We start from the raw sequence: 15,050 nt of genomic DNA, 5'->3' as shown, positions 1-15,050 counted from the left end.
CCGAATGGCTCGTCCGGCCTCGGCCGACCGGGTCTCGCGGTCCGCGTCGGCTCAGGCGAGTTCACGTTTCAAATTTTCCAACACCTCGGCCTGGATCTTCTTCAGACCGAGGGGCGCGAAGATGCCTTCGAAGATGCCGGAGATCCCACCCGCGCCCTGCCAGGTGGTGGTCAGGGTGACCTTGGAGCCGGTCCCTTCGGGGGCAACGGTCCAGGTGTTGACCAGGCTGGAGTTGGCGTCCTTCTCGGTGACGACGGTATCGGCTACCGATACCTGGGCCCGGATATTGCGAACCCGCTTCTGGGTGGCCTGCAGCGTCCACTGCGCCACCGTCCCACCACCCTGGCCGCCCTCGATCACCTGGTAGTCCCGGTAGTGCGCGGAGAGAATCCGCGGTCGCACCTCCGTGTAGTCGGCGATCGCCGCCAGCGTGCGCTGCGGGTCCGCCGAGACCACGATCGAACTGTCGGCTTTGACCTGTCCCACAATGAGCTCCTTGTCCGCGTGCGAAATCTCGACAGGCTCATCCTGCCTGCCGCACCCCGAGCGTTCGACAGCAGGTGGGACTACTCGAGGACGGGTCGTGCGACCCCGTGACCCGACCGAGCGCGGTGCAACATATACGTGACATTTCGGGCGTGTACCCCCCCTCACGGTGGCCCGTAATGATCATTGGTACTAGCGTCGAGGCGTGGCAGTGAGTCTGTTGGGGAAGGCCGGCCACCCACCGGCCGCATACGAATCCGGGTTCGCCGCGCATCAGGCGGGCGTCGAGCGGCTGCTCGCGAGCTATCGAGCCATCCCGGCGGACGCCAACGTGCGCCTGGCCAAGAAGACCTCGAATCTGTTCCGGGCCAGAGCCAAGAACACCGCGCCGGGACTCGATGTCTCCGGTCTGACCAAAGTGATCGCGGTGGATCCGGACAACCGGACCGCCGATGTCGCCGGTATGACCACCTATGAGGATCTGGTCGCCGCAACCCTGCCATATGGGTTGGCGCCGTTGGTCGTTCCACAACTGAAGACCATCACCCTCGGTGGCGCGGTCACAGGCCTCGGCATCGAGTCGACCTCGTTCCGCAACGGTCTACCGCATGAGTCGGTGCTGGAAATGGATGTGCTCACCGGTGCAGGCGATATCGTCACCGCCACGCCGAATGGGGAACACGCGCAACTGTTTCGCGGTTTTCCCAATTCGTACGGAACACTCGGTTACTCCACCCGACTGAAGATCGAGCTGGAACCCGTAGAGCCCTATGTCGCATTACGTCACGTGCGCTTCCGTGATCTGCGGGAACTCGAAGCGGCCCTGAACCGGATCGTCACCGAGCGCAACCATGACGGCGAACCGGTCGACTATCTCGACGGGGTCGTCTTCGACGCCACGGAAAGCTATCTGATCCTGGGCCGCCGGACCGCTGAGCCGGGGCCGGTCAGCGACTACACCGGGATGGATATCTACTACCGCTCCATCCAGCACGCCGGTCCGGAACCGAAGCGGGATCGGCTCACCATTCACGACTACCTGTGGCGTTGGGACACCGACTGGTTCTGGTGCTCGCGCGCATTCGGCACCCAGAACCCGAAGATCCGTCGATTCTGGCCGAAACGCTACCGACGCAGCAGTTTCTATTGGAAGCTCGTCGCCCTCGACCACCGTTACCACATAGGCGACAGGTTGGAGGCCCGTAAGGGAAATCCGCCACGCGAACGCGTTGTTCAGGACATCGAGGTGCCGGTGGAACGCACCGCCGATTTCCTGGAATGGTTTTTGCGCGAGATCCCCATCGAACCGATCTGGTTGTGCCCACTTCGCCTGCGGGACACCGGGAACGGGTCCACGGATCGGCCCTGGCCACTGTATCCGTTGCAACCGGAGCGAACCTACGTCAATATCGGCTTCTGGTCCGCCGTGCCAACCGTACCCGGCGCGATCGAAGGGGCCGCCAATCGGGCCATCGAGAAAACCGTCACCGAATTCGATGGACACAAATCGCTGTACTCGGATTCGTACTACGAGCCGGAGGAATTCGCCGCCCTGTACGGTGGCGAGCATTATTCGGAACTGAAAAAGCGCTATGATCCCGATAAGCGCCTGTTGGATTTGTATTCTAAGGCGGTGCAACGTAAATGACGATATTCAAGGAACGGTCCTCTGATATCGCGGACCTGACTGCCCGGCTCAGCATTGCCGAGGTCTTCGAGACACTCGTCGATGGCGACATACCCATCCGGCTCCAGGCCTACGACGGCAGCAGCACCGGCCCGGCCGATTCTCCCTACGTCCTTGATATCCGTACCCCGCGAGGTATCAACTACCTGGCGACCGCGCCCGGCGATCTCGGTATGGCCCGCGCGTACATCGCCGGTGACATGACCGCCTCCGGTGTTCACCCCGGTGATCCGTACGAATTCCTGAAGGCCATGTCGGAGATGAAATTCCGTCGGCCTTCGGCCCTGGCCCTGCTGACCATCGCCCGCTCGTTGGGTTGGGAACAGCTGCGTCCGGTCGCACCACCGCCGCAGGAAACCCTGCCGCGCTGGCAGCGGATCGCGTTCGAAGGTCTGCGTCATTCCAAGGCGCGCGACGCGGAGGCCATCCATCACCACTACGATGTCTCGAATACTTTCTACGAGTACGTTCTCGGCCCGTCCATGACCTATACCTGTGCCTGCTACGGCGACGAGGATTGGACGTTGGAGCAGGCCCAGGAGAACAAATACCGGCTGATCTTCGAAAAGCTTCGACTGTCCGAGGGCGACCGACTGCTCGATATCGGTTGCGGCTGGGGCGGAATGGTGCGGTATGCCGCCAAACGTGGTGTTCGGGCCATCGGCGCCACGCTCTCGGCCGAACAGGCCAAGTGGGCACAGCGCAAGATCGCCGAGGAAGGTCTGTCCGATCTGGCCGAGGTGCGGCACTGCGACTACCGCGATGTACCCGAAACCGATTTCGACGCCGTCTCCTCGATCGGCCTGACCGAACATATCGGCGTCCACAATTACCCGTTCTATTTCGGCTTCATCAAGAGCAAGCTGCGCGACGGCGGCCTATTCCTCAACCACTGCATCACTCGCCCGGACAATGTGAGCTCCGCCAAGGCCGGTGATTTCATCGATCGCTATGTCTTCCCGGACGGCGAACTCACCGGTTCCGGCCGCATCATCTCCGAGATCCAAAACCTCGGTCTGGAGGTGGTGCACGAGGAGAACCTGCGCGAACACTATGCGATCACCCTCGCGGAATGGTGCAAGAACCTGGTCGCCAACTGGGACGCCTGTGTAGCGGAGGCCGGTGAGGGCACCGCGAAGGTATGGGGTCTGTACATGGCGGGCAGCCGGTTGGGCTTCCAGCGCAATGTGGTACAGCTGCACCATGTGCTCGGGGTGAAACCTGGCTCCGACGGCCGCACGAACCTTCCGCTGCGCCCGTGGTGGCAGCCCTGATCCATTGTTCGCGAATCGTTCGGTACAGACGAATCGTTCAGTCCAAGAGCTCGTTCAGGAATCGGACGGGCACCCGGACATCGCCGATGGTGCGGACGGCGCCGGCCGTTCCCGCACCGTCGGCGGCGGTGAGCGGTAGATCACCGCGCAGCACCCGCAGAATTTCCATGACACGTGGGCCGCTGTCCACCAGCGGTCGCGTCCAATGGAATTCCGCGCAGGTGGCCGCCGCCTGGGCCAGCAGGGCGGCTGCTTCGCCCACCCAGCCGGCGGCGGCCAGGCATTCGGCCAACAGCAGCGACATATCCAGCCGGGCTCGGGGTCGCTGCTGTTCATGGGTGCGGCCGTAGAGGGCACGGGCGCGGCGCACCGCGCGATCCAGATCGTCGGGGCCGCCGGTGAGCAGGAGTTGCCGAACCGCGGCTATCTCGAGCGCTTCGTTGGTCAATACGGCCGTCGCACCGGATATATGGCTCGACAGCCCGGTATCGCTCCCGGTCCACCCGGCGGATTCATCCCGGTCGGCGATTCCCAGCCGAATCTGTTCCGCGCGGATATGGGCCGCCAACCGGGTGAGCCGCTGGTCGTCGGCGATCCGGGCACCCTCGGCCAGTCGGGCATCGGCCTCGGCCGGATCGCCGAGCGCCGCCTTCACTCGGGCACCGGCGACAATGGTGGCGATCAGCGATTCGATCGGCCCGATCCGGGCGACCAGCTGATAACTCTCGTCCAACAGCTGTTCGGCGGCCTGGAGGTTGCCACGCCGATATTCCAGTTCGCCGAGCAGCCCGGCGGCGGTGCGCACACCGTGTGACCGCGGTCCCGACCGGATCTTCGCCGTCTCGTACGCCTGCCGGTAATAGCGCAGCGCGGTATCGATATCGAGCTGTTCGAAGGCGAGCAGGCCACGGCCGCTCAGCGCGAAGATCTCCCCGAGCGGTTCCTTGGACCGCCGGTGGTAGGGGGCCGCCCATTCCTCCAGTTCACGGGCGCCCGAGAAATCGAATTCACACAGCCGCACATAGGCGGCGACATTCGCCGCCGTCGAGACCGTCCACGCCGGCAGCTCGTCCGGATTCCGCAGGGATTCGCTCACCTTGTCGAGCACACCGTCGAGCCGGTCGTGAAATACGTCGTCGGCGGCGGCCAATACATCCGCCTGACAGCGCTGCCGCTCGGTATCGCCGTCGGCGGGGGAACCGCGCGAAAGCACATTGGACAGGCGGCCCAGGGCCGATCGCGCGGCCGAGGATTGTTGCAGGTTCACATTCGCCCGGGCAACCGCCATCAACAGTTTGGAACGAGATGCCACCTGCGAAACCGGAAGTTTCGACACCGAACCGAGCAGTGTCCCCAGCCGGGAGCCGTCGATCAGATCCATCCCGCCGCTTTCGAGCAGGTCCAGCGCCATTTTCAGATCGGTCGCCGCCAATGCCTCGTCGACGGACTTGCGGAGCAGCTGATGTTCGGCATACCAGCGGGAAGCCCTGCGGTGCAGCGCCTTCACCCGGCCGGGCCGGGTGTGTTCCAGTCGGGCACGCAGGTGTTCGGCGAACAACGGCTGGATCCGGAACCATTCGGGGTCGTCGTCGACCCGGTGCAGGAACAACTCGCGTTGTTCGGCCTGCTCGAGCAGTTGCTGGGCGTCGGTGACACCGCTCAGCGCCGTCGCCAACGAAGCGCACACCTTTTCGACGACCGAGATATCGGACAGGAACTCCACCATGTCGGGTTCCAGGGCGTTCAGCACATTCTCGGCGAGATACTCCCGAATACCGTGACCGCCCTCGATCAGCTGCTCGAGCAACCGCTCGGGGTCGGGATTGTCCCGCAATGCCAGGCAGAGCAACTGCACCGCGGCCGGCCAGCCCTCGGTCGCGGTGTAGAGCCGATCGAGCCGATCGGCGTCGAGCGGACAACCCTGCCGCCGCACCAGGATCTCCTCGGTTTCGTCCCGGGTGAGCCGCAGCTGGGTCAAACCGATCTCCACCAGTTCGTCGAGCACCCGCATCCGGCTCACCGGTAGGTCCGACTGTTCCCGACCCGTCACGACGAAACGAAGATGATGGCAGCCGCTGTCGAGAAGATCGCACAACACCCGCCGAGCGCCCTCATCGGTGATGCGATGCCAATCGTCGATGATCACCACCACCGACTCCCCGCTGGTGTGTAGTTCGTCGACCAGGGTGCTCACCACATAGGCCACCGCGTCGTCGGGCCGCTCCTCTAGCACTTGGTCGAGTCCGGCACCGATATCGGGCCTGACCTGGTGAATGGCCTCGACCAGATGCGCGAGGAACCAGACCGCATTGTTGTCGCCGCTATCGATCCCGATCCAGGCGACCGCCGTCCCCGCGGCGGCGAGTTCGTCGCGCCACTGTGCAGCCAGGGTGCTCTTACCGAACCCGGCCGGTGCGTGGATCACGGCGAGCCGACGCCGACCACCCGCCCGCAGGATCTCCAGGAGACGAGGGCGGGCGAGCGGCTCGCGGCTCGGGGTGGGCGGCCGGAATTTCGTGGTCGGGGACGGGGGACGAGTATTCGTACCCGACGGGGACGTTCTGGCGATACTGTGCGATCGCGGCGCGGAGGGATGCAGATACAGCGGCCAACTGTGCGGGGCGGTGACCGCCGGTGGTGTCCCGATCGCGCGTGCGGTCTCCCGGTCGGTTCCGGCCACTTCGGACGGCAGGATCTCCGTCTCCAGCAGGGCCATCTCGTCGGAGACCAGTCCATGGCTCATCTGCGCGGTGCGCAACATCTCCCCGAGCTCGTATGCCGAGGCCGGGCGGTCCGCCGGATCCTGCGCCATAGCGTGTTCGATTACGGCGGCCACATCGGCCGGAATGTCCTGATCACGCAGATCCGGGATGGGCTGGGTGGTGATCCGCAGGAATTGCGCCACCACCTTTTCCCCGGCCCGGCGTTCGAAGGCCGCGTGGCCGGTCAACAGCGCGAACAATGTGGAACCGAGGCTGTACACATCCGATCGCACGGTCGGATCGTCACCCTTGAGCACCTCGGGCGCGGTGAAGGCGGGCGAACCGGTGATCAGGCTGCTGGAGGTCTGGAAACCACCCGGAACCCGGGCGATGCCGAAATCGGTGAGCTGCGGCTCCCCGTAGGGGCTGATCAGGATATTGCCCGGCTTCACATCCCGGTGCAGGATATGCGCCCGGTGGGCGCTTTCGATTGCACCGGCCAGTTTCACACCGGCCCGCAGGGTATCGGCCCAGTCGAGCGGGCCCTGCTTGTGCACCACCTGTTCCAACGAGCCGCGATGACAAAAGGGCATCACGATGAACGGCAACCCGCTGGGGGTGATATCCACCTGCAGGATGTCGACGATATTCGGATGCCCGGACAGCCGGCCCATCGCCTGTTCCTCACGCAGGAACCGCTCCCGGCTCTCGATATCGATATCGGAGGACAGCACCTTCACCGCGACCACGCGGTCCAGTGCCTTCTGCACACAGCGGTACACCACACCGAAGCCCCCTCGACCGATTTCCTGGGCCTGTGACAGCCCCATCCGGTCGAGTTCCTCGATGATCTGTAACGGTTCGCAGGCTTTGGTGTCCGTCTCGAGATCGACGGTTACCCGTCGGGTGGGCTCCGATTCGGCGCGGACCTCGGCACCGCGATCCGAGCCCGAGGCATCGCGGTTCGATACGGCATCGACCGACTCGTGACCGGTCTTTTCCATCCGCTCGACCGGGCCCGAACGCGTTCGTGGATTCATTTCACCACCTCGCCCTCTCGACGGATCGGCGGCACCGAGATACCGGAACGGTTATCCGTCCGGCCACTCGGATCCCACTGCGGCATTCGTCGGTGTGCAGTTCCAACGTAGCGCGCCGGTACTTCCCGGGGCCGGGTTTCCATCGGCGTGTGCCGCGGGTCGGCGTCGGCCGGATAGCGTCACGGGTCGGTGCCCCTCCATCACCAACTACCCGTGTTCATGGCAACAACACAGTTTCGGCGAACATTCCCGAAACGGGCCGAGCCCGCCCCGCACGAGGCGGGACGGGCTCGGTCGTCGTCCGTCCGCGAAACCGGGTCCGCTCGGCGGCGAATCCGGTGCGTAGAACTACTTGCGCAGCGATTCCGGCACCTGGAACCGGGAACCGTACTTCGCGGCGAGCTCGTCGGCGCGGGCCACGAAGGCCTCCTTGCCGCCGGGGTAGCCGACGATGAACTGGTGCACACCACCGGTCCAGGCGGGGAAGCCGATACCGAAGATGGAACCGATGTTCGCATCCGCGGTGGACTCGAGCACACCCTCGTCGAAGCACTTCTGGGTTTCGATCGCTTCGGCGAACAACATACGGTCGATCAGGTCCTGGATCGGCGCGTTGAACCCGTAGGTGGTCTTGAACTGCTCGCGCAGCTGCGGCCACAGGTGCAACCGCTTGCCGTTCTCGTCGTACTCGTAGAAGCCGGCCTTCTCCAGGCGGCCCGGACGACCCTGCTCGACCATCCAGTCGATCACGTCGAGAGCCGGGTGGCGCTCGGCGCCCATGGTGGCGTCACCGCGCTTGGCCGCTTCCTCGGTCTCCTTGGCGATCTTCTGCATGAGCTTCATGTTCAGCTCATCGGTCAGCTGCAGCGGCGGAGCCGGGTAACCCGCCTGCGAACCGGCCTGCTCGATGGTCGCGGGCTCGATGCCCTCGCCCAGCATGGCGATCGCCTCGTTGACGAAGGTGCCGATGACGCGGGAGGTGAAGAAGCCACGGCTGTCGTTGACGACAATCGGGGTCTTCTTGATCGCCAGGGTGTAGTCGTACACCCTGGCCAGCGCCTCGTCCGAGGTCTTCTCACCCTTGATGATCTCCACCAGTGGCATCTTGTCGACCGGCGAGAAGAAGTGGATACCGATGAAGTCCTGCTGCCGCTTCACACCGGTGGCGAGCAGGGTGATCGGCAGGGTCGAGGTGTTCGAGCCCAGTAGCGCGTCCGGGGTGACGATGTCCTCGATCTCCTGGAACACCTTGTGCTTGAGCTCGGTGTTCTCGAACACGGCCTCGATCACGAAGTCGACGCCGGCGAAGTCGGCCGCATCGGCGGTCGGCTTGATCCGATCGAGCAGCGCCTTGGACTTCTCCTCGGTGGTCTTACCGCGGGAGAGCGCCTTGGCCTCGATCTTCTCCGAGTAGTTCTTACCGCGCTCGGCCGCCTCCAGGCTGACGTCTTTGAGGACGACCTCGAAACCGGCCTTGGCCGACACATAGGCGATACCGGCGCCCATCATGCCTGCACCGAGCACACCGACCTTTTTGATCTCGCGCTTGGGCACATCCTTCGGCCGCGAACCACCGTTGTTGATGGCCTGCAGATCGAAGAAGAACGCCTGGATCATGTTCTTCGCGACCGGCCCGGTGAGCAGGTGCACGAAGTACCGGGACTCGATCAGCGAGGCATTGTCGAAATCGACCTGCGAACCTTCGACCGCCGCGGCCAGGATGGCACGCGGAGCCGGCATGTTCGCACCCTTGAGCTGCTTGCGCAGGTTGGCCGGGAAGGCCGGCAGGTTCGCCGCGAAGGCCGGGGTGGACGGGGTACCGCCGGGGATCTTGAAGCCCTTCTTGTCCCACGGCTGCACACCGGCCTCGGGGTTGGCCTTGATCCACGCCTTGGCGGCCGGGACCAGTTCCTCCACCGAACCGACCAGCTCGTCGACCAGGCCGATCTCCTTGGCCTTGGCCGGCTTGTTGCGCTGGCCCTGCAGCAGCACCTGCATCAGCGCGTTCTGCAGACCGAGCATGCGCACGGTGCGAACGATACCGCCGCCGGCGGGCAGCAGGCCCAGGGTGACCTCGGGCAGACCGATCTGCGAACCGGGCACGTCGGCCGCGATCCGGTGGTGACAGGCCAGCGCGATCTCCAGGCCGCCGCCGAGCGCGGCGCCGTTGATGGCGGCCACAACCGGCTTGCCCAGCTGCTCCAGCCGGCGCAGCGCGGCCTTGATCTCGGTCAGCTCGTCCATCAGCGGCTGAGCGTCGTCCGGGCCGACCTTCATCATGTTCTTCAGGTCACCACCGGCGAAGAAGGTCTTTTTCGCCGAGGTCAACACCACGCCGGTGATGTCGTCCTTCTCGGCCTCGAGCCGATCGACCGTCGCGGTCATCGACTTCTTGTAGAGGTCGTTCATGGTGTTGGCGCCCTGGTTCGGGTCGTCCATCGTCAGCACGACGATGCCGTCCGAATCCTTCTCCCAACCGATCATGTTGGCTTCGCTCACGGTTTCTCTGTCTCCTGGTGAAATAAATCCGAATCCGGTTGGGGATGCGTCAGACGCGCTCGATGATGGTGGCTACACCCATACCGCCGCCGATGCACAGGGTGACCAGCGCGTAACGGGCGTTACGACGCTCCAGCTCGTCGACCATGGTGCCGGTGATCATGGCGCCGGTGGCGCCCAGCGGGTGGCCCATGGCGATGGCGCCGCCGTTGACGTTCAGCTTCTCGTCCGGGATCTGCAGATCCTTCTGGAACTTGAGCACCACCGAGGCGAAGGCCTCGTTGATCTCGAACAGGTCGATATCGTCGACGGTCAGACCGGCCTTGGCCAGCACCTTCTTGGTGGCCGGGGTCGGGCCGGTGAGCATGATGGTGCTGTCGGCGCCGCTGGTGGCGGTGGCGACGATGCGGGCGCGCGGGGTCAGGCCCGAGGCCGCACCGGCCTCTTCACTGCCCACCAGCACGAGCGCGGCACCGTCGACGATGCCGGAGCTGTTACCGCCGTGGTGGACGTGGTTGATCTTCTCCACGAAGTGGTACTTCTGCAGCGCCACCGCGTCGAAGCCACCCATCTCGCCGAGTCCGGCGAACGATGGGTTCAGCTTGGCCAGACCCTCCAGGGTGGTGTCGGGCCGCATGTGCTCGTCGTGATCCAGGACGACCAGGCCGTTGATGTCCTTGACCGGAACGATGGACTTGGCGAAGTAACCACCGGTGGTGGCCTTGGCGGCCAGTTGCTGCGAGCGCACCGCGTAGGCGTCGACGTCCTCACGGGAGAAGCCCTCGATGGTGGCGATCAGGTCGGCGCTGATGCCCTGCGGCACGACGTAGGTGTCGTAGTTGGTGGCCGGGTCCAGCATCCAGGCGCCACCGTCGGAACCCATCGGCACGCGGGACATGGACTCGACACCACCGGCGAGCACCAGATCGTCGAATCCGGAGCGCACCTTCTGGGCAGCCATGTTCACGGCCTCGAGGCCGGAAGCGCAGAATCGGTTGATCTGGACGCCGCCGACCGTTTCGGGCAGGCCCGCGGTCAGGACGGTGGTACGGGCGATGTCGGAGCCCTGATCACCGACCGGGGAGACCACACCGAGGATGAGATCCGAGATCCGCTCCTCGTCGAGGTTCGGGAAACGGTTGCGCAGCTCCTGGACCAGACCGGTGGTGAGATCGATCGGCTTGACCGAGTGCAGCGACCCCTTCTTGTTGCGGCCGCGCGGGGTGCGAATGGCCTCGTAAATGTAGGCCTCTGTGGTCATATCGGAGTGTTTCCTTCCTAGGAATACGCCCGCGCCGCACCTGGCGGAGCAGACGCGAGATACCTCGCCGACCGGCCGTTCGACCGACCGTCTGTATTCAGTTGGCAGCGCCGGAAGCTTCGCGGGGACGCGAGCAACCGCAGCATACGCTGTACAAACAACGGCACGAAACGGCGCGGAGGTCCGATGAGCCGTGTATCACGGCCAACCATAGAACCTCGCTCGCCGAAGCTCGCAACCACCCGCCCATAGTACCGCCGGATGCGAACTCCGGTTAACTTAACGCGGAGGCTCCGGTGCTTGTCAACTGTCCAGGCGGGTAGCGCCCAACTCGCTCATCAACAGCTCCAATGCCACCTCGTCCGGGTCGCGTCGATCCCCCGGCGCCACCGGCCGCGCCGATTCGGCCATCATTTCCTGCTCCTCCTCGGGCGTGGAGGGCGGCACACCACCCGGGCCGTAGCCGTAATCGGCCGACCCCGGGTCATCGGGCAGATCCGGATAGTCCGGCGGGGGGATGTCCTCGTCCGGATAACCACCGGTCGCCCGGGCCCGGCTGGGACGGGAGAATCGGGGAGTACCGGAGGAACCTCGCCGGCTCCCGGCCGGACCCGCACCGGATGCCGAATCGGCTCCCACTCCCCCCGCGGAGCCCGGTGCCGACACACCACCGACCGGATCGGAGCCCTCGGACCGCGACGCGGCGGATCCCGCATCCGCTCGGCCCTCGGTCGGGCGCCGCGGCCCTCCCGCGTCGGGTACGCCGGACTCGGCATCGAAACCACCGGGGCGTCGCCCACCGGATTCGCGACCCGAGGTCCGGGAACGGGCACCGGAACCGCGCGGTGCAGATGTGGGCGCAGCAGAGCCCACGGTCACCCAGCGCACCTGATAGTCACGACCGAGCACCGTCCGCACCGCCGCCCGAACGGCCTCGATATTGTTCGGTGCGGACAGTCGCTGCACCAGCGCCGCGTGATGGGCGAAGACGATCACATCGTCCTCGACCGCCACCACCGAGGCGCCCGATGCCAGCATCGCGCCCACGGTGGTCCGGTAATCCCTTGCCTTGGCCTTGATCTCGCCCCAGGCGGCCTGGACCCGGGCGAGGGTATCCACCGGCGCGACCGAAGGCGGTTCCGTTCCTCGCTCGGTATCTCCTGGCGCGGTGGACGCCGAAACATCACGGGGTTCGCCCCCGCGCCGATCCGAGTCCACGGTCGAAGCGCCGGTCCCGCTCGGGTCCGCATCGGCGGCCTCCGCCGACGAATCCAATGGTCCACCACCGAGATCTTCGGGGCCCCTGTTCCCGGTCGACCCGACGGATGCGACCGTCTCCTCACCCCCGCGCACCGCCTCCGTCACGCCCCCGGCCCGCGATTCCACGCCCCCGGCCTCAACCACCGGAGACGGGCCCGGCCTGGCGCCGCCACTTCCCACCACAGCGCTGTCGGCGGCGTATCCCGGCCCGCGTTCGACATCGGGCGCCCCCCCACCCGCATCGCCCCGCGCACTCCCGGCCGCGTCCCGATCCACCACATCCGGCACGGCTCGCTCCGCACGGGATTCCCGAGCGGCGGCCAGGGCTTCGGCGCCGCGCCGCCGCGACTCCCCCGGTCGTCGGGGCCCGACCGGACGGTCCCCGCTGGGAGCGTTGTCCCCGCCGGAGGCCACCCCAACGGAACCCGTGGCCAGTTGCTGCTCCAACCGCTCGAGTCGCTGCAGGGTTGCCGCATCGGAGTCGGAGGCGGCGGGCAGCAACATTCGCGAACAGACGACCTCGAGCAGCAGCCGTGGAGCCGCGGTACCGCGCATCTCCCCCAACCCCTCGTGCAGCAGTTCGGCATACCGGGTGAGGGCAGCCGAACCGATCCGACCGGCCTGGTCCCGCATTCGTTCCAAGAGGTCGGCCGGCGCGGCGATCAGAGAACGCTCGGCGGCGTCGGGGACGGCCCGCAACAGAATGAGGTCCCGCAGCCGTTCCAGCAGATCGACAGCGAACCGGCGCGGGTCGTGGCCGGCCTCCATGACCCGGTCGATGGTGCCGAACAGGGCGGCACCGTCGGAGGCGGCCAGCGCGTCCACCGCATCGTCTATGAGCGCCACATCGGTGACGCCGAGCAACGCGACGGCACGCGCGTAGGTCACTCCCTCGGGACCGGCGCCGGCCAACAGCTGATCCAGCACGCTCAGGCTGTCGCGCGGGGACCCTCCGCCGGCCCGAATCACCAACGGATACACCGACTCCTCGACCGCGACGTTCTCCTGCTCGCAGATTCGACCGAGCAGTCCGCGCATGGTCGCCGGCGGGAGCAGCCGGAACGGGTAGTGGTGGGTGCGCGATCGGATGGTCGGCAACACCTTGTCGGGTTCGGTGGTAGCGAAGACGAAGATCAGATGTGCCGGCGGCTCCTCGACAATCTTGAGCAGCGCATTGAAACCGGCCGTGGTGACCATATGCGCCTCGTCCACGATGAACACCCGATACCGCGATTCGGCGGGAGCGTAGAAGGCCCGATCCCGTAGTTCGCGGGTGTCGTCAACACCGCCGTGACTGGCGGCGTCGAGTTCGACCACGTCGAGATTGCCCGGCCCACCCGGAGCCAACGCTATGCACGACGGACAGCTACCGCACGGTGTCGATGTGGGCCCCTGCGCGCAGTTCAGCGAACGCGCGAGAATTCGCGCCGACGAGGTCTTTCCGCAGCCTCGTGGACCGGAGAACAGATAGGCATGACTGATGCGGCCGGTGTCGAGGGCGGTGCGCAAGGGGTCGGTGACATGCTCCTGCCCCACCACCTCAGCAAACGTTGCCGGTCGATACTTCCGGTACAGAGCCACGGCCAGAGGCTACCGGCGTACGACGACAAAGAACATCCCGCAGGCACCTGCCGGCAGACCGATACCATCGACCATTTGTGATCCACATCACACCATACTCGGGTATCGGTTCCGCTGTACCCGCCCATATCGGCGATGGCAGGTCCGGGTGAACGGCAACCATCGGTACCCCCGCCCCGGCAATCCGCCATCCCCTTACGGCACAGCCGGGCGCGTCGGTACCCTCGCCCCGATTCACCCGGCATTTGCCGCGATAACGAATCCGTCGCAACAATGCCCCGACCGCAAGTCCCTGGCTACCGTGATAACGGCGGCATCGGTCGCCGAACCTTTTATCAGGTTGGTGACCCCGGTCGGCCTCTCGACCGGCCGGGGCACAACAAAATCACCCATCGATCTCTCGTAGCGCGGAGGCCCATCGTGTCCTCGTGTGACGAAATAGCAACGGCCTGGCTCTCGGGTACCGATTTCGCCAATGATCCCACCGCGGTCGACCTGCTCAGCCGGGCGATCCGTCCGGACGGGTCCGACAACTACCGAGAGCCCCTGCCGATATCCGTCGTGGCCGACCCCACCACCTCGGCAACGGTCCTGGAACTGCTCGAACGCGGCCAGGTCCCGACCATGGCCGCCGTCCGCTCACTGACCGCGCAGAACGAGATGCGTCGCGAAACCGAGCGGATCGAACGCCTCGGCAAATTGGCCCAGCGCAGCATCGACGATTTCGGCCGAACGATCGCCCATATCGCCGACGAGCACTGGCTCACCCACGGCACCGGACCGACCCGCCGCGATGTGCTGTGCAGCGAGCCGGTGATGGCATTGATCCGCAACCGGATCGGCGATGTCCCGCCCCATGCGGTGAAGCACCTCTGGCTGATCGAACGCGCCCAACGCGCGGGCTGGATCGCCTACAACGAACATCCTCGATCACTGTGCGCCGGCCGCCGCTATCATGCCGCACGGCACGGTCGGCGGGTATCGCGTCGACCCGCCAATGTGATCGGGGCGCTGGTGGCGAGCTATCTGGCCGATACCCTCGCCGCCGAGGGAACCCCGCCGACCTGGTCGGTAATGGCCCACGAGCTACGCGACGACCTGAACCGCCCCCTCTTCCACGACACCGCCGACGCGTGTACCCAGCGACAGTGGTTGACCACGGCGGGCTGGGTCACCGTCCATGACCGACTGCCCTACCCCGGCCCCCGGGGCAAGCGAGCCCTGGCCCGATCGGAAAACGGTGGGGCTTCTCGATCCTGA

Annotated in this window: 8 protein-coding genes; 3 read left to right on the top strand and 5 right to left on the bottom strand. The window is 65.8% G+C overall.

Annotated features, from left to right (window positions below):
- Nucleotides 1-51 precede the first annotated feature (51 nt).
- Entirely contained in the window at nucleotides 52-486 is a 435-nt protein-coding gene (locus ON32_RS01095) for an SRPBCC family protein (protein ID WP_040788012.1), read from the bottom strand.
- A gap of 211 nt (nucleotides 487-697) precedes the next feature.
- On the opposite strand from ON32_RS01095, the gene ON32_RS01090 reads away from it, so the two are divergent.
- Nucleotides 698-2,134, top strand: coding sequence for an FAD-binding oxidoreductase (locus tag ON32_RS01090; RefSeq protein ID WP_051132738.1), 1,437 nt, complete (start codon nucleotides 698-700; stop codon nucleotides 2,132-2,134).
- Entirely contained in the window at nucleotides 2,131-3,447 is a 1,317-nt protein-coding gene (locus ON32_RS01085; protein ID WP_040788011.1) for a class I SAM-dependent methyltransferase, read from the top strand. Before ON32_RS01090 ends, ON32_RS01085 begins: the two co-directional genes overlap by 4 nt.
- A gap of 37 nt (nucleotides 3,448-3,484) precedes the next feature.
- Here the strand turns inward: ON32_RS01085 and ON32_RS01080 are convergent, their stop codons facing one another.
- The 4 genes from ON32_RS01080 to ON32_RS01065 form a co-directional block, all read right to left on the bottom strand.
- Entirely contained in the window at nucleotides 3,485-7,189 is a 3,705-nt protein-coding gene (locus ON32_RS01080; RefSeq protein ID WP_245550743.1) for a serine/threonine-protein kinase, read from the bottom strand.
- 348 nt (nucleotides 7,190-7,537) lie between these two features.
- Nucleotides 7,538-9,688: a 3-hydroxyacyl-CoA dehydrogenase NAD-binding domain-containing protein gene (locus ON32_RS01075; RefSeq protein ID WP_040788009.1), complete on the bottom strand. Its 2,151-nt coding sequence runs from the start codon at nucleotides 9,686-9,688 to the stop codon at nucleotides 7,538-7,540.
- Between the two features lie 49 nt (nucleotides 9,689-9,737).
- Entirely contained in the window at nucleotides 9,738-10,949 is a 1,212-nt protein-coding gene (locus ON32_RS01070; protein ID WP_040788008.1) for an acetyl-CoA C-acetyltransferase, read from the bottom strand.
- Between the two features lie 303 nt (nucleotides 10,950-11,252).
- The gene (locus ON32_RS01065) at nucleotides 11,253-13,790 is read right to left on the bottom strand and encodes a DNA polymerase III subunit gamma and tau (RefSeq protein ID WP_040788007.1); all 2,538 of its coding nucleotides are present in this window, start codon (nucleotides 13,788-13,790) and stop codon (nucleotides 11,253-11,255) included.
- A 420-nt stretch (nucleotides 13,791-14,210) separates the two neighbouring features.
- Between ON32_RS01065 and ON32_RS01060 the strand changes: the two genes are divergently transcribed.
- Nucleotides 14,211-15,050: a hypothetical protein gene (locus ON32_RS01060; RefSeq protein WP_040788006.1), complete on the top strand. Its 840-nt coding sequence runs from the start codon at nucleotides 14,211-14,213 to the stop codon at nucleotides 15,048-15,050.

This window comes from Nocardia paucivorans NBRC 100373, assembly GCF_000308675.1.
GTDB classification, from domain to species: Bacteria; Actinomycetota; Actinomycetes; order Mycobacteriales; family Mycobacteriaceae; genus Nocardia; species Nocardia paucivorans.
Note: the sequence above shows the minus strand (reverse complement) of the source record. Positions and strands in the feature narration are given on the sequence as shown.